At 69.4% G+C, this 15,061-nt stretch carries 14 protein-coding genes; 1 reads left to right on the top strand and 13 read right to left on the bottom strand.

The window, feature by feature from the left end:
- Nucleotides 1-10 precede the first annotated feature (10 nt).
- Nucleotides 11-1,288, top strand: a complete 1,278-nt coding sequence (locus JYG37_RS08610; RefSeq protein WP_502775364.1) for a glycosyltransferase family 87 protein — start codon at nt 11-13, stop codon at nt 1,286-1,288.
- Here the strand turns inward: JYG37_RS08610 and JYG37_RS08605 are convergent.
- The 13 genes from JYG37_RS08605 to JYG37_RS08545 form a co-directional block, all read right to left on the bottom strand.
- Entirely contained in the window at nt 1,252-2,292 is a 1,041-nt protein-coding gene (locus JYG37_RS08605; RefSeq protein ID WP_050013718.1) for a TadG family pilus assembly protein, read from the bottom strand. The genes JYG37_RS08610 and JYG37_RS08605 overlap by 37 nt on opposite strands.
- Entirely contained in the window at nt 2,285-2,713 is a 429-nt protein-coding gene (locus JYG37_RS08600; RefSeq protein WP_050013717.1) for a TadE/TadG family type IV pilus assembly protein, read from the bottom strand. Before JYG37_RS08600 ends, JYG37_RS08605 begins: the two co-directional genes overlap by 8 nt.
- The gene (locus JYG37_RS08595) at nt 2,710-3,567 is read right to left on the bottom strand and encodes a tetratricopeptide repeat protein (RefSeq protein ID WP_124654213.1); all 858 of its coding nucleotides are present in this window, start codon (nt 3,565-3,567) and stop codon (nt 2,710-2,712) included. The genes JYG37_RS08600 and JYG37_RS08595 overlap by 4 nt, the downstream gene beginning before the upstream one ends.
- On the bottom strand, nt 3,564-4,508 hold the full coding sequence (locus tag JYG37_RS08590; RefSeq protein WP_213346022.1) for a type II secretion system F family protein: 945 nt from the start codon (nt 4,506-4,508) through the stop codon (nt 3,564-3,566). Before JYG37_RS08590 ends, JYG37_RS08595 begins: the two co-directional genes overlap by 4 nt.
- Entirely contained in the window at nt 4,505-5,482 is a 978-nt protein-coding gene (locus tag JYG37_RS08585; protein WP_050013714.1) for a type II secretion system F family protein, read from the bottom strand. The genes JYG37_RS08590 and JYG37_RS08585 overlap by 4 nt, the downstream gene beginning before the upstream one ends.
- Nucleotides 5,479-6,918, bottom strand: coding sequence for a TadA family conjugal transfer-associated ATPase (locus JYG37_RS08580; protein WP_050013786.1), 1,440 nt, complete (start codon nt 6,916-6,918; stop codon nt 5,479-5,481). The genes JYG37_RS08585 and JYG37_RS08580 overlap by 4 nt, the downstream gene beginning before the upstream one ends.
- Nucleotides 6,915-8,138, bottom strand: coding sequence for a CpaE/TadZ family protein (locus JYG37_RS08575; protein ID WP_213346021.1), 1,224 nt, complete (start codon nt 8,136-8,138; stop codon nt 6,915-6,917). The genes JYG37_RS08580 and JYG37_RS08575 overlap by 4 nt, the downstream gene beginning before the upstream one ends.
- Before the next feature lie 21 nt (nt 8,139-8,159).
- Nucleotides 8,160-8,543 (bottom strand): CpaD family pilus assembly lipoprotein, encoded by a 384-nt coding sequence (locus JYG37_RS08570; protein ID WP_050013712.1) that lies wholly within the window; start codon nt 8,541-8,543, stop codon nt 8,160-8,162.
- 14 nt (nt 8,544-8,557) lie between these two features.
- Nucleotides 8,558-9,940: a type II and III secretion system protein family protein gene (locus JYG37_RS08565; protein ID WP_050013711.1), complete on the bottom strand. Its 1,383-nt coding sequence runs from the start codon at nt 9,938-9,940 to the stop codon at nt 8,558-8,560.
- Nucleotides 9,941-10,011: 71 nt separating this feature from the next.
- Entirely contained in the window at nt 10,012-11,052 is a 1,041-nt protein-coding gene (gene cpaB / locus JYG37_RS08560) for a Flp pilus assembly protein CpaB (RefSeq protein ID WP_124630014.1), read from the bottom strand.
- 17 nt (nt 11,053-11,069) lie between these two features.
- Nucleotides 11,070-11,552 (bottom strand): A24 family peptidase, encoded by a 483-nt coding sequence (locus JYG37_RS08555; RefSeq protein WP_050013709.1) that lies wholly within the window; start codon nt 11,550-11,552, stop codon nt 11,070-11,072.
- 89 nt (nt 11,553-11,641) lie between these two features.
- Complete coding sequence (locus JYG37_RS08550; protein ID WP_050013708.1) at nt 11,642-11,824, bottom strand: Flp family type IVb pilin; 183 nt, start codon at nt 11,822-11,824, stop codon at nt 11,642-11,644.
- A 601-nt stretch (nt 11,825-12,425) separates the two neighbouring features.
- Entirely contained in the window at nt 12,426-15,011 is a 2,586-nt protein-coding gene (locus JYG37_RS08545; protein ID WP_502775360.1) for an EAL domain-containing protein, read from the bottom strand.
- Nucleotides 15,012-15,061 lie beyond the last annotated feature (50 nt).

The raw sequence follows: 15,061 nt of genomic DNA, 5'->3' as shown, positions 1-15,061 counted from the left end.
GCCGCGTCAATTGGACATCCTCCGGCAATCGACCCGCCCGGCCGAGCGGCCGGTCGTCGCATGGCTCACGTCGCGACGCGTCGTCCTGTACAGCGCGCTGATGCTGGTGTCGTACGCGGTGTTCATGGCGATCTGGACGGCGGTCGCGCGTCACGCGTCCGTCACCGGCGGCGTGATGCCGCGGCCCGGCGCCGACTTCTCGGTGTTCTGGTCCGCGTCGTACGTCATGCTGCACGGCGCGCCGTCGCACGCGTACGATTTTTCCGCCTTCTCGCGGCTGACGGCCGCGCTGTTCCCGCACCTTCCGCGCGACGTCTTCGCGCCGTGGCTGTACCCGCCCACCTATCTGCTGCTCGTGACGCCGCTGGCGCTGCTGCCGTTCGCGCTCGGGTATCCGCTGTTCGTCGCGTTCGGCGTGTCGATGCTCGGCCTCGCCGCGTGGCGCGTATCCGGCCTCCGCGCGATTCCCGGCGCATCGCGCGCCGGCGCCTTCGCGCTGATCGCCGCGCCGTGCGTGTTCGTCACCGCGACGCTCGGGCAGAACGCGTGCCTGACCGCATCGTGTGCGGCGCTCGCCGTTCATTGGGCCGACCGGCGACCGCTGTGGGCCGGCCTCTGCATCGCGCTGCTGTCGGTCAAGCCGCAGATGGCGCTGCTGTTCCCGTTCGTGCTGGTCGCCGTGCGCGCATGGCGCACGATCATGTGGGCCGCGCTCGCGACCGGCGCATTCGTCGCATCGAGCGTGCTCGTCTGCGGCGTCGCGTCGCTGCGCCTGTTCGTCGCGAGCGCCGGCCTCGTCCGCTCGATCATCCTCGAGCATGGCGTCGGGTTCTGGCTCGCGTCGCCGACGCCGTTCGCGGCGCTCCGCCTCGCGGGCGTGCCGCTCGGCGCCGCGTATGTCGCCCATGCCGGCATCGCGGCGATCGCGATCGCCGCGGCCTGCGTCGTCTGGACGCAATCGCGCGACACCCGCGTGCGCGCGGCCGTACTGGCGATCGCGACGCTCGTGGCGAACCCGTACGTGTGGCACTACGAGCTCTCGTGGCTCGCGATCGCGATCGCCTGCATGCTGTCGATCGGCTGGCGCGACGGCTGGCTGCGCGGCGAACAGGCGGCGATCGCGCTGATGTGGGCACTGCCGATCGCCGAATACCTGAACCCGTGGCTGCAGCTGCCGCAGATCGGCCCGGCCGTGACGCTCTTCGCGCTATTGATGCTGCTGCGCCGCGCGCGGCACGACGCGCGCAACACTCACAGCGCAAGCCGCGGCGGCACGTACACGCCGTAATACGGCCCGACGCCGGTCGCGACGCCGGTCATCTTGACGCCGGCGACGAAGTGCCCCTGGATGTACTTGTAGGTGCCGCCCAGCGACACGTCGATGCGGAACGCGGCGAACGCGACGATCGGCACGGAGGTGCTGCTCGACGTCTGCGTGACGACCGGCAGCACGACCGTCGTGCCGACCGGCACCGACGTGTAGAGCGTCGCTTTCACGCCGGTCGCGAGATTGATGCTGTCGCCGATATTGAGCGTGGTCGGGTTGCCGGTCACCATCAGGCCGCCCATCGTCGTCGTGTCGGTCGCGGTCGACTGGAACGACGTCCACTGGCCGCCCATGCACAGCGCGCCATACGTCTGGCCGTTCGTGATCGAAAACTCGTACGGCAAGCCCGTCAGCGGATTGATCAGCGGCTGGTTGGTCTGCGCGTTCCAATACTGGTTGTACACGCACTGGTCGATCGCGATCGGAAAGAGCCCGCCCGCCGCGACGCCACCCGGCGCGGCGAGCACCGCGATCGCGGTCGCGCGGCCGGATGCGCCGGGGATGCCCAGCAGCCCGCCGAGCAGCAGCGGGATCGATCCGCCATTGATGCCCGGCGCGCGCGACACGGTCACCTGCACGGCCGGCACGTCGTAGGGGCCCGGCGTGATCGTGGTCGGCTGCATCGACGCCGGCGTGCGCGTCACGTTCCAGTAGCCGGTCGTCACCGTGCCGGTCGCCAGCGGTGCGCCCGCCGCCGAGTTCAGCGCGATCACGCCGTTCGCCGCCGGCGCGGCCTGCGACCAGTTCAGCGGCCCGCCGGTCGGCGACATCATCGCATCGGCCGCCGCGAGCGCGGCTGCATCCGCGGCATTCTGCAGCTGGTTGCGCACCGTGGCGATCCATGCGATGTCGATCGCCAGCGCGCCGAACGACAGCAGCGGAATCAGGAACATCAGGAAGAACAGCGCGACGGAGCCGCGTTCGCGCGCCGTGCCGCCGGATGGCTTGCCGGCCGCGTCATTCATAGAGCATCACCGAGCTGGCCGTGAGCGTCACCGGGCCGGTCAGCGCGCTGAATGCCGAACCGAGCACCATCCCGGAATACGTGTAGGTCACCGTGACCGTCAACGCGGTGCCCGCCGTCGTGCCATTCGCCTGCGTCACGGTCACGGTCGGCGTCGTCGGCGTGCCGCCGGTGATCAGGCTGTTCTGCGTATAGCTGAGCGCGACGTTGGCGATCTGCGTCGGGGTCAGCATCGGCACGCGCAGCACGACACCGGCGCGCGCGGCTTCGCGGCTCGCGTTCGTGATCACGGCCTTGTCGCACAGCAGCAGGCTCACGTCGATGATGCCGATCAGCACCATCAGCAGGAACGGCAGCATCAAGACGAACTCGAGGGATACGACGCCGCGCGCGTGGCGGCCGCGCATCGCCGCGCGTGTCATTTTGCGGCCCCCGCGGCGGGTGGCACCGTACGCGGCTCGAGCGCGGCGCCCTTCAACGGCCGCGCCGCATCGGCGACCGGGCGCGCCGCGAGCTGCGCACGCACCGCCTGGTACACGCGCAGATTGTCGGCCACCGCCGACGCCGGCAGATCCGCGGACAGCAGCTTCTTCGCCGAATCGGTGTTGCCGAGCACGCCATACGCGAACGCGAGATTCTGGCGCGCCTGCCACGGCGCATCGGGCAGCCCGGCCACGTCGAGCAGCACGTTCACGCCCTCGCGCGGACGATTGCTCAGCACGAGCGACAGCCCGAGGTCGACGCGCAGCCCCTGCGCGTCGGGATGGGCGCGGAGCGCGTCCCGGTACACGGCCTGCGCGTCCTCGTGGCGGCCCTGCAGGTCGAGCACCGTGCCGAGCCCTTCCGCCGCAAGCGGAAGGTTCGGCTGGGCGGCGAGCAAGTCGCGATAGCGGCTGGCGGCCTCGTCGAGCCGCCGCTGCCGCAACGCGACGCGCGCGAGCCCGACCTGCGGCCCGAGTTCCGCGGGCGCCTGCTGCCGCGCCTGCTCGTAGAGCACGCGTGCGCGCTCCAGATCGCCGGCGCGGTAGTTGACGTCAGCAAGCCCCAGTTGCGCCGCGAGCGAGTCGGGATGCCGGGCGAGCACCTTGCCGTACAGCGTCGACGCGAGATCGACGTTGCCGCCGACCAGCGCGCTGTCGGCAATGCGCAATTCGGCCTGCGGGTCGTCGCTCTTGTGCGACAGCGCCGGCCGCGTCTGGATGCCCGGCGCGCAGCCGCCGGCCAGCAGCGGCAGCACGGCCGCGAATGCGAACGCGCGTCGCGCGGAGCCTTTCATTTGAACACCTCGAGCAGACGAATGGCCGCCGGGCCTGCCGCGATCAGCCCGACCGTCGGCAGGATGAACAGCATCATCGGCAGCGTGATCTTCGGCGCGAGCTTCGCGGCCTGTTCCTCGAGCGCGACGATCTGCTCGGTGCGCTCGCTGCGCGACAGCGTTCGCAGCGCCTGCGTGATCGGCGTGCCGAACCGCTGCGATTGCGTGAGCGTCGTGGCGAGCGAGCGCGCCGACGGGAAATCGACGCGGAGCGCGAAATGCGCGAGCGCTTCGGACACGTTGCCGCTCAGCGTCAGCTCGTCCGCGCAGACCGTCAGCTCGTCGGCGAGCGGCGGGCAGATGCGCTCGAGTTCGCGTGCGACGCGCCGCACGCCCGACACGAGGCTGTTGCCGGCCATCGTGCAGATCACGAGCAGGTCGAGCGCATCCGGAAAGCATGCGGCGATGATGCGCCGGCGCCGCCGGATCATCGCGCCGAGCACGTATTCCGGCACGATCACGCCGATCACGAACGCGGCGACCATCGCGACCGCCCGGATCACGAAGTATTCGCCGAAGCGCGGAATATACGGGCTGAACACGATCGCGACGCCGGCGAACAGCACGCCGCAGCTGAGCTTGATGCCGATCATCGACGACACCGCGCGCCGTTCGCGAAAGCCCGCGCGCGTCAGTTGCAGCCCGAGCTTCACGCGCTGCATCGGATCGAGCACGGGCAGCCGCTCGCCGAGCTGCGCGAGCCGTCGCGTCAGATCCTGACGCACGTCGCCCGGCTGCAGACGCCCGCCTCCCAGCGACGGCGGCCGCTGCCCGGCGGCCTGCTGCACGCGCTCGGCGATCCGCTTGCGCGTGCCGCCGCCCGGCGTCGCGAGCGCCGCCGCGACGCACGCGATCAGCAGCAACAGTTCGAGGCCGCGGGCGGCCAGCATCGACATCGTCATCGCGCGGTATCCAGTTTCGAAATCTTGTGAATCGCCAGCAGGCCGATCGTCAGCAGCCCCGCCGCGATCGTCAGCATCACGCGGCCGGCATGCGTGTCGAACAACAGCATCACGTACGCGCGGTTCACGAGGAACAGCGCGCCGATCATCACGAACGGCACCGCCGAGATGATCTTCGTCGTGATCCGCCCTTCGGCCGTCAGCGCGCGTGTCTTCAGGCGGATGTCGCGACGCGTGCGGATGATGCTCGACAGCTCGTCGAGCGTCTCGCCGAGGCTACCGCCGGTCTCGCGCTGCAGCAGCAGGTAGACGGTGAAGAACGAGAAGTCCGCGATCATCAGCCGGTCCGCCGCGTGCGTCAGCACGTCCTTCAGATCCGCGCCGACGCGCAGGCTGTCGCCCATCGTGCGGAAGGTCGAGCGCACCGGCTCGGCCGCGCTGTCGCCGACCGTGCTGATCGCCTGCGTGACCGGAATGCCCGCGCGCACCGCCCGCACGATCAGGTCGATCGCGTCGGGGAACGCCTCCAGAAAGCGCAGCCGGAAACGCTCGACCAGCATGCGGTAGCTCGCGCGCATCGCGATCAGCGGCAGTCCGACGTAAATCGCCGGATGCACGACGCTCGGCAGCGCGACGAGCTTCACCGCGACGATCCCGGCGATCGCGCCGGCGATCGTGCTCGCGACGACGATCCGCAGCCCGCGCTCGCCGCCGACCGCGCGCACGCGCGTCACGTAGCGCTGCATCCACGCACGTACGCGGGTTTGCCGGCGCGGTAGGTTGAACAGCGCGACACCAGACCCGGCGGCCTCGCCGGCGTCCCGACCCGCGAGCGACGGTGCAAGGCGCTGCAGCCGCGCGCGAATGCGCTGCTCCGGCGTATGGCGCGCACGCTCGAGCAACGCGGACAGCCCGAGGCCCGCCGCGAGGATCGCGACGAACGCGCCGAGCGTGAAGAGATCGGCAGCCCTCATTGCCTGAATACCTCGGAGAGCACATCCTCGACGCCGTAGTACGCGGCGCGCGGCGCGAACGCGGGCCGCAGCGACGACGCCTCGAACACGCCCTTCACCGCGTCGCGCGTCGTGTCGCCTTCCTGGCGGAACGCGAACAGGTCCTGCGTGATCACCACCTCGCCTTCCATCCCGACGATCTCGGTGATCCGCGTCACGCGGCGCACGCCGTCGCGCATCCGCTCGACCTGCACGAACAGGTGCACGGCGCTCGCGATCTGACGCCGGATCGACAGCAGCTGCAGGTTCGCGTTCGCCATCATGACCATGCTTTCGAGCCGGCTGATCGCGTCGCGCGGCGAGTTCGCGTGGATCGTCGTCATCGAGCCGTCGTGGCCCGTGTTCATCGCCTGCAGCACGTCGAACGCCTCCGCGCCGCGGATTTCGCCGAGGATGATGCGATCCGGCCGCATCCGCAGCGCGTTGCGCACGAGATCGCGCTGCGAGATGCCGCCGAGCCCTTCCGTATTCTCCGGGCGGGTTTCGAGGCTCACCACGTGCGGCTGCAACAGTTGCAGTTCGGCCGCGTCCTCGATCGTCACGATTCGTTCGTGCTCCTCGATGTGCTGCGACAGCGCGTTGAGCAGCGTCGTCTTGCCCGACCCGGTGCCGCCCGAGATCACGATGTTCAGCCGGCATGCGCACGCGATCTTCAGCACCTGCAGCATCCCGTGCGAGATGTTGCCCTGATGCGCCATCCGCGCGAGCGTGATGTCGCGCTTCGCGAACTTGCGGATCGAGATCGACGCGCCGCGCATCGCGATCGGCGGCAGCACCACGTTCACGCGGCTGCCGTCGGCAAGGCGCGCATCGACCATCGGGCTGCTCTCGTCGACGCGGCGTCCGACCGCCGCCGCGATCCGCTGCGCGACGCTCGTCACGTGCGCGTTGTCGCGAAACTTCAGCGACGTGAGCTCGAGCCGGCCCGCGCGCTCGACGTACACCTGATCGGGACCGTTGACGAGAATGTCGGACACGGTGTCGTCGGCGAGCAGCGGCTCGATCGGCCCGACGCCGAACATGTCGTTCAGGATCGCGTCGACGATCAGCACCTGCTCGCCCGCGGTGATCTTCAGGCGCTCGCGCTCGACCGTGTGCGCGGCCACCTGCTCGATGCCCGCGCGCACTTCGTCGCGCGTCTTCATCAATGCGGCCGACATGTTCATCGACGCGAACACCGCGGTGCGGATCGCATCGAACTTGCCGGAACGGATGAGGGCCTCCTGCGTATCGGCCGTCGCCGCCGCGCGCGCTGCCGCGGATGCGGCGGATGCGGACGTGGACAGCGACGCCGGCACCGGGCTCGCGGCCGGCGCGGGCGCGTCGTCGCGCGGCGCGGTACGGGAGCCCGCCGGCGCGGGGTCCGGCGTCCGCCGCTTGCGGGTACCGAACGTCACGATCCCTTCCTCCATTTGACGAAGCGCGCATACCACGGCTCGGCGACGGCCATCGATTCGCCGGTGATGCCGTTCGCGAGCAGCCGGATCTCGTCGAGGAAGCCGCTCCGTTTCGTGCCTTCGATCGGCTCGCCGAGGTTCTCGGCGATCGCGAGCGACTGCGCGTCGTGCGGCAGCTCGCGCAGCCGCACACCGCCGAACGCGTCCTCGAAATCGGACTGCGCGACGCGCCCCTTGACCGGCTCGAGCGGATTGTTCAGCACCATCGACAGCATCCGCTCGCCCGGCATTTCCTTCACGAAGCGCGCCAGCCGCGCGGCTTCGTACGCGGCGTGCACCGACCGATCGGCGACGATATAGACGAGATCGGACGCCGTCAGCGCATCCTCGAACAACTTGCCGGCACGCACGCCCACGTCGAACAGCACGTAATGGAAGCGGTCCTTCAGCATGTCGACGAGCTGCGCGATCGCATCGTCGCGCAGCAACGCGTCCTCGCCATAGGCGAGTTCGGCGGACAACACGTGCAGGCGGTCGCCCTTCGTGACGAACATGCGGTCGAACAGCGCGTCGTCGGGGCGCAGTTCCATGTTCAGCAATTCGATCAGCCCGTTGTTGCTCGACAGCCCGAGCATCGAGTTCGCGCCGCCGCCGTGCAGGTTCAGGTCGACGTAGGCGACGCGCCGCCGCTTCTCGCCCGCCAGGCAGCGCGCGAGGCTGACCGCGATCGTCGTCGTGCCGACGCCGCCGCGCGCGCCGACGAAGCTGACGATCTTGCCGGTGCGCACCTGCACGACCGCCTCGGTCGTCGTCAGCGCGCGCCGCATCAGCTCGACGGTCAGCGGCTTCACGATGTAGTCCTGCACGCCGATGCCGAGCAGGTTGCGGAACAGCCCGACGTCGTTCTGCGTACCGATCGCGACGACCCGCACCGACGGATCGCACACGTCCGCGAGCCGCATCAGGTCCGACACCGGCAGCACCGAATCCGACACGTCGACGATCAGCTGGCGCGGCGAGCGCTCGTGCTGCTGCAGCAGCCGGATCGCGTCGTCGCAGTTGCCCGGCTGCACGTGGGCACGCGTGATCGACAGGTCCTGCGCGACGCGGCGGATCACATCCTCGCTGCCGGCGTCGGACACGACCGCGATGAGGTCCGCCGCACCGGCTGCGGCGGCGTGCTTGGCGTTCTGGCGGTCGAGGACGTTCATGGGCGGCATCGCGATCGCATCGGAAGGGGGTCAATGGCCGGGCGAGCCGGTCGTCGTCAGCGTCTTGCCCGGCGCGGGCTGCTTCACGCGATCCTCGACGTAGCGGCGCACCGCGTCGGCCGCGACCTGCGCATCGGCGCCGCCGTACGGCACGGGCGCGACGAGGTCTTCCGGCCGCGCGAGCATCGTCGCGAGATTCGTGTAGGTCGCGCAGCCGAACGGCACGCCGGGCCGCCCGAAGCCGGCGTCGACGAGCTGCGACGGCTGCATCAGCTTCGCGCAGTCGGGCGGCACCGCACGGACGCCGTCGAAGCCGATCGCGCGCGCATCGGGCAGGTTGATCGGCGGCGGCGTCGACAGGCAGGCCGCGAGCGCCAACGGCAACGGCGCGGTGAACAGGGTTCGAAGTCGCATGCGTGCTCCTCCGGTCAGTACACGAAGCCCGCGGCGCCGACGAGACGCGGCGTGTCGCCGGTCAGCAGGTCGAGCCCGAGGTTGCGCTGGATCGCGAACTCGAGGTCGCTGCTCGGCCGCGCGACGGTGTCGAGCGCCTGCTCGAGCTGGCCGGGCCCGGTCGGCTGCACGATGTACGGCGTCACGATCACGACGACCTCGGTCTTGTTGTCCTGGAAGTTCTTCGACGAAAACAGCCGGCCGATGATCGGCAGCCGGCCGAGCCCCGGGATCTGCGACACGGTATTGGCCGTCTGGCTCTGCAGCAGCCCGCCGATCGCGAAGCTCTGCCCGCTCGACAGCTCGACCGTCGTCTCCACGCGCCGCACGGAGAGCCCCGGCACCGTGACGCCGCCGGTCGTCACGCTGTTGTTCGGATCGACCTCGCTCACCTCCGGGCGCACCTTCAGGCTGATCCGGTTGTCGGCGAGCACGGTCGGCGTGAAGTCGAGCGATACGCCGAACGGCTTGAATTCGACCGTGATCGCGCCGGTCGTGTTGCCGGCCTGCGCGACCGGAATCGGGATCTCGCCGCCCGCGAGGAAGCTCGCGGTCTGGCCGGACATCGCGGTGAGGTTCGGCTCCGCGAGCATCGTGATCAGCCCTTCCTGATCGAGCGCGTCGAGCACGACGTCGATCGACCAGCGCCCCGTATGGAAGCCGCCCACCACCGAATACGCGCCCGTCGGCGACAGGTTGAACAACCGGTTCGTCGAATCGAACAACGTGCGCCCGTTGAACAGCCCGCCGATGAAGTTGCCGGCCGCGCCGAGCGAACTCCAGTTGATGCCGAGCTGCTGCGTGATGTTGCGGCTCACTTCCGTCACGCGCACGCGCAGGTTCACCTGGATCGGGCGCGACAGCGTGAGCCGGTTGACGATCTTTTCCTTGTCGTTCACATACGGCGCGAGCGACTGCATCACGGCGTCCGCGTCGGCCGCGCTCGGCACCTTGCCCGACACCATCAGCGAGCCCGGCGCGCCGGACACCGCCAGCTTCAATTGCGGAAAGCGGCCGTCGAGCACCGTCTGCAGCGACGCGGTGTCGACCTGCACGATCACGGTCCGGCGCAGGATCGGCCGATGATTCGCGCCGAGCGCGATCAGCGTGGTCGTGCCGGCCTTCTTGCCGAACACGAACACGGTGCGCGGCGACGGCACCTGGATGTCGGCGATGCCCGGGTCCGCGACGAACATCGCGGTCGCCGGTTCCGGCAGCGACAGCATCTCGCCCTTGCCGGTCGCGATCGACAACGCCGCGCCGGCGTCCGCCGCGTGCGCGCGCTGCGCGAACGCGACGTCCGGCGCGACGAGCGCGGCCAGGCACCAGAAAGCGATCCAACGAACCATGCGCACCATGCGTGTTCCCGTCAAATGCCGGCCGCCGGGCGGCCGGTTCCGAATCGACACCTCGACACCTCGTCCTCGCGTCACTGCGCGACCGCCGCCCGCGGCACTTGCGCCGTCGTGTCGGCGGCCGCATTGCCCATCGCGGGCGCCGCCGGCGCAACCGGCGTGCCCGGCCAGCCGGACGGCAGCGGCGGGATGCCCGGCATGCCGACGCCACCGACGCCACCGCCGCCGGTGCCACGCGAGCCGTCGTCCACCGACGAGCCGCGATAGATCACGACCGTGTTGCCCTGCGGTGCCGCCCGCATGCCCGTGTCGGGCTTCGCGGACGACGAACGCGTCGCGTCCCGGAACGCGCGCGATACGTCGCCGGCCCACACCGGCGGCGTATCGGGCTCCTGTTCGTCGCCGCCCGCGGCCTGGCGGCGATCGCTCGTCGCGAAGCTGCGCAGCGCGAGCGACAGCGAACCGAGGCGCGTCGCGACCAGCACGACCTGCGCGGTGCGCGGCGCGACCTCGAGCGTGACCGTGCGCGCGCGCACCGGCGCGTCGGGCGCACTCGCGGCCGTCTTCGCACGCTGGAATTCCGAGCCGACCGCGAGCACGCGCGCGCGGCGCACGACCGTCTCGGCTTCGAACGTGCCGGGCGTCGTCGCGGAACCGCCGATCTGCTGCGTGAGCACGACGTCGACGAAGTCGCCCGGCTGGATCAACCCCGCGTTGCCCGACACGTCGTCGACCGGCACCGAGATCGCGCGCATGCCGGGTTGCAGCGCGGCCGCGAGAAAATCCGGCGCGCCGGCCGGGATCACGTTGTCCGCGCGAATCGGCGCACCGGCGTCCACGCGGTTGCGCAGCAGCGCGCCCTTGAGGTCCGCGCCCGGCTGCGACTCGACGAATGCGCCGGCCGGCACCTGCGCGCGCGGCATGCGCTTCCACGCGAGATCGTTGTCGCGCAGCAGCAGCCCTTCGGGCAGGTCGGCCGCCGCGACGCGCACGTCGACGTCGCTCGCCGCGCCGGGCGCCGACGGCGTCGACGCGGCGACATAGAGCTGGCGCAAGAGGAACGCACCGATGGCGGCAGCGATGATCAGCACGGCCATTCTCAGGGGTTTGGGCATGGCGGCGTGCGTCCCCGCTAGGTGAGCGAAACCGCGTGAGGAAACGGCGCCCAGACGGCCAGTGCGCCGCCGAGCGAGAGCGCGATGCCGTACGGCACGCCACGCGTGTCGATCGCGCGCGCCGGCGCGATGCGGCGACGCCGCCACGCAACGGCCGCGAGCATCGCGAGGCCGCATGCGACGCCGCTCGCCCCGACGATCGTCAACACCGGGAACGCGAGCGCCGGGCCGGCCCACAGGAAGACGGCCGCCGCCAGCTTCACGTCGCCGCCGCCGATCCAGCCGGCGTGACGCAGTCCGGCGAACAGCAGCAGCATCGCCGCGGCGGTCGCGACGTGAGCGGCGAGCTGCGCGAGCCCTTCGCGTGCGAGCGCGGCCGCGACGAAATACAGCATCGCGAACGCGAGTACCGGGCGGTTCGACAGGCGCCGCGTGCGCACGTCCTGCAGCACGAGCGACATCAGCACGAGCGTCGCCGCCGACTGTACGAGATAGAGCATCGGAGAGCCGTCCGTCGGCGCGCCCCGGCTGGATACGTCGTACCGCTGCGGATCCGTGTATTCGTCGGCGGCGCGCGGGTTCAGGGGGATCAGATCAGCGCCGTGACCTTGTTGATCAGCGACGTGAACACGGCCGGCAGGCCGCCGGTGTTGCTGCTCAGGATCACCCCGACCGCAGCCAGCGCGACGACGACGATGCCGGCGAGGACCGCGTATTCGAGCGAGCTGACGCCGCGTTCATCGCGCAGCAGGGATTTGACGTAGTGCAGCATGACAACCTCCGTGTGACGGGGTCGTTGATCGACCGTTGAATGTAAAGACGCGGCGTTGCTTCGGTGGCGTTCACTGCGTTTCGCCCATTCATGACTCATGCGGCAGGCCCGGCAACGGGCCGTTCGCATCCCCCGGAATCCCTTCGATCGCTGCAACGCGAGTTCGGCGGCAATGGAATCCGCCATTACCCGCGCTCGCTTGTTGCCTGACCGCATCGACACGATACGGATCAAGCCGGTTCGTCTAGGGTATAGACAATTTTTTTGGCGTTTTCAAATAATTTAGCGTCGAAATGTATTTATGGAAAAGCCCGTTCACAAGTGAATCGAGATCCCGGCAGTCGGCGCATTATCGTGCCTCCGCATTATGTGGTCGCTATCCACTTTAATAGTCTTACGGCGTCGGGCGGAATGATTTTCCGAATCGCGCACAATTTGCGCATTTGTTCGATTTTCGATTGCCGGGCAGTCCTCTTTATTGCCCGGGTATCGAATTCCGACAGCCGCCCGGCGTCGCGCGAAACGCGTTCCGCGAGCGTGCCGGTCGACGCCATGCGCGCCTCCGCACCGTCCATGCTTCGAGCGCGTCGGCGGCTTCCGGTCAACGGCGATCGCGCGGCTCCGCCCCGCCGAGCGAGCGCAGCGGAGACGGGCGGATGCCGAGGCGGGCCACGCCGAGATCGGCCCCGCTCATCGACGTGTGCTCGAACCGCTGGAACGACTCGGTGATGTGCTTGCGCAGCAGCGCGACGTCCCATGGCTTGATCAGCACCTTCTGAACGGACCCGTTGCCGGACGCGTCCGCGATCGACGCGCCGTCGCCGTAGCTGGACAGCAGGATGCGCACGATGTCCGGGTACAGCGCCTTGACACGCTGCAGCAGGTCGAGCCCGGACACGCTCGGCATCCGGAAGTCCGACACGATCACGCCGACGCGATGCTGCGCGAGCAGGTCGAGCGCCTCGTCGGGATCGGTGGTGGCGAGGATCTCGTAGCCGTCGCGGCCGAGCGCCTGCCTGAGCATCTGCAGGACCGCGCGGTCGTCGTCCACCAGCAGCAGCGTACGGTGCAGCAGTTCGCGCTGCCGGCAGTGCTCGGGCAACTCCGAGCCGGCGGACAACATGTCGGCGATCTCGTCACCGGTGACCGGATGGCTGAAGTAGTAGCCCTGCATCGCATGGCAGCGATGCCGGTTCAGGAACGACAGCTGGGCCTCCGTCTCCACGCCTTCGGCCACCGTCTCCATGTGCAGCGACTCGGCCATCGCGATGATCGAGCGCGTCAACGACGCACCTTCCGCGCTGGTGGTGACGTCGCTGAGGAACGAACGATCGATCTTGACGACGTCGATCGGCAAGTCCTTCAGGTACGACAAGCTCGAATAGCCGGTGCCGAAATCGTCCAGCGACAGCACGACGCCGAGCGCCTTCAGTTCGCGCAGCGTATGCGCGATCGCATTGGAGTCCTCCATCAGCACGCTTTCGGTCAGCTCGAGTTCGAGCGAGTCCGGCTCGAGACCGGTTTCCGCGAGCGCCGTGCGCACCAGGTGGGCCACGTCCTGCTGCCGGAACTGGCGCGCGGACAGGTTGACGGCAATCCGGATCGGCGGATGCCCTTCCCGGCGCCACGCGACGGCCTGTGCGCACGCGGTGCGCAACACCCACTCTCCGATCGGCAGAATCAACCCGGTTTCTTCGGCGATCGGGATGAAGCGGTCGGGCGGAATCACGCCGATGCCCGGACGCCGCCAGCGGATCAGCGCCTCGACGCCGCTGATCTGGCCGGTCTTGAGATCGACCTTCGGCTGGTAGTACAGCTCGAGTTCACCGTTCGCGACGGCCTGATGCAGCGCGTTTTCGAGGATGGTCTGCTCTTCGACGCGCGCGCCCAGTTCACGCGTATAGAAGCTGTAGCAATTGCGCCCGTGTTCCTTCGCGCAATACAGCGCGGCATCGGCCGTCTTCAGCAGCGTCTCCGCGTCGGTCCCGTCGGTCGGGTAAAGGCTGACGCCGACGCTGGTCGTCACGTGCAGGTCGTGGCCGTCGAGCACGAACGGCGCAATGAAGGTGTCCAGGATCTTGCGGGCGATCGTGTCCGCGTCCGACGCCGTCGCGAGATTGACCAACATCACGACGAACTCGTCTCCGCCGAGCCGCGCGACCGTGTCGCCGTCGCGCACCGAACTCTTCAGGCGCGCGGCGACGACCCGCAGCAGCCCGTCGCCGGCCGAGTGACCGAAGCTGTCGTTGATGTGCTTGAAACGGTCCAGGTCGAGCACCATCACCGCGATCAGCTGCCCGGTGCGCCGCGCCTGCGACATCGCCTGCTCCATCCGGTCGCCGAGCAGGTTGCGGTTCGGCAGGCCTGTCAGCGCGTCGTGATTGGCGAGGTATTCGATACGCCCCTGCTGCATCTTGCGTTCGGTGATGTCCTGCACGATGCCGCGCAGGATGATCGCGTGGTTCGGATCGCGGCCGGACTCCGCCTGGTGCAGCACGCAGCGCTCGGTGCCGTCCGCATGGATCAGCCGATGCTCGATCGAGAACGCGACGCCTTCGGTGCGCAGGCTCGTGTAGGACTGCACAAGGAGCGGCTGCTCGTCTGGCGGCACGGCCTGCACGAGGCGCTCGAACGTCGGCGGCGTGTGGGCGGCGTCGAGCCCGAGAATCCGGTACAGCTCCGGCGACCAGTAGCCGTCCGTCCGCCCGGCCTGGTATTCCCAGTTGCCGAGGTGCGCGAGCGCCTGCGCATGCGTGAGGCTGACCTCGGTCGTCGCCAGCTTTTCGACCGCCGCGGCCGCGCGCAACAGATAGCGGACCCGATACCCGAGCAGTTTCCACCGCATCGGCTTGGACACGAAGTCGGTCGCGCCGGCGTCGAACGCGCTGGCGATCGATGCGTCGTCGTCGTTGCCCGTGAGCATGACGATCGGCACGCGGCGGCCCTCGGGCAACGCGCGCAATGCGCGGCAACAGTCGAATCCGTCGCCACCGGGCATTTCGACGTCGAGCAGGACGACGACCGGACGATGACGCAGGAACGCGTCGATGCCTTCCTGCGGCCCCGTCGCTTCCTCGACGCGAAAGCCTTCCGGTTCGAGCGTCTCCACGACCAGCAGGCGCGTCATGGCGTCGTCGTCGATGATCAGAATCGCCGGCACATCGGCATGTTCCTGGTTCACGAGCATCCTCCTGTTTTGCCGCCGCGCAATCGCCATGGCGATCGGCCGGCCCGGCG

The organism is Burkholderia sp. LAS2 (assembly GCF_018417615.1).
Taxonomy (GTDB): Bacteria; Pseudomonadota; Gammaproteobacteria; order Burkholderiales; family Burkholderiaceae; genus Burkholderia; species Burkholderia sola.
The sequence above is the reverse complement of the archived record's forward strand: the minus strand, read 5'-3'. Positions and strand labels throughout refer to the sequence as shown.

Coding starts and splice junctions, on each gene's coding strand:
- JYG37_RS08605 (WP_050013718.1), bottom strand. CDS start 2,292: ATGAATGACGCGGCCGGCAAGCCATCCGGCGGCACGGCGCGCGAACGC.
- JYG37_RS08600 (WP_050013717.1), bottom strand. CDS start 2,713: ATGACACGCGCGGCGATGCGCGGCCGCCACGCGCGCGGCGTCGTATCC.
- JYG37_RS08595 (WP_124654213.1), bottom strand. CDS start 3,567: ATGAAAGGCTCCGCGCGACGCGCGTTCGCATTCGCGGCCGTGCTGCCG.
- JYG37_RS08590 (WP_213346022.1), bottom strand. CDS start 4,508: ATGACGATGTCGATGCTGGCCGCCCGCGGCCTCGAACTGTTGCTGCTG.
- JYG37_RS08585 (WP_050013714.1), bottom strand. CDS start 5,482: ATGAGGGCTGCCGATCTCTTCACGCTCGGCGCGTTCGTCGCGATCCTC.
- JYG37_RS08575 (WP_213346021.1), bottom strand. CDS start 8,138: ATGCCGCCCATGAACGTCCTCGACCGCCAGAACGCCAAGCACGCCGCC.
- JYG37_RS08570 (WP_050013712.1), bottom strand. CDS start 8,543: ATGCGACTTCGAACCCTGTTCACCGCGCCGTTGCCGTTGGCGCTCGCG.
- JYG37_RS08565 (WP_050013711.1), bottom strand. CDS start 9,940: ATGGTGCGCATGGTTCGTTGGATCGCTTTCTGGTGCCTGGCCGCGCTC.
- cpaB (WP_124630014.1), bottom strand. CDS start 11,052: ATGCCCAAACCCCTGAGAATGGCCGTGCTGATCATCGCTGCCGCCATC.
- JYG37_RS08555 (WP_050013709.1), bottom strand. CDS start 11,552: ATGCTCTATCTCGTACAGTCGGCGGCGACGCTCGTGCTGATGTCGCTC.
- JYG37_RS08550 (WP_050013708.1), bottom strand. CDS start 11,824: ATGCTGCACTACGTCAAATCCCTGCTGCGCGATGAACGCGGCGTCAGC.
- JYG37_RS08545 (WP_502775360.1), bottom strand. CDS start 15,011: ATGCTCGTGAACCAGGAACATGCCGATGTGCCGGCGATTCTGATCATC.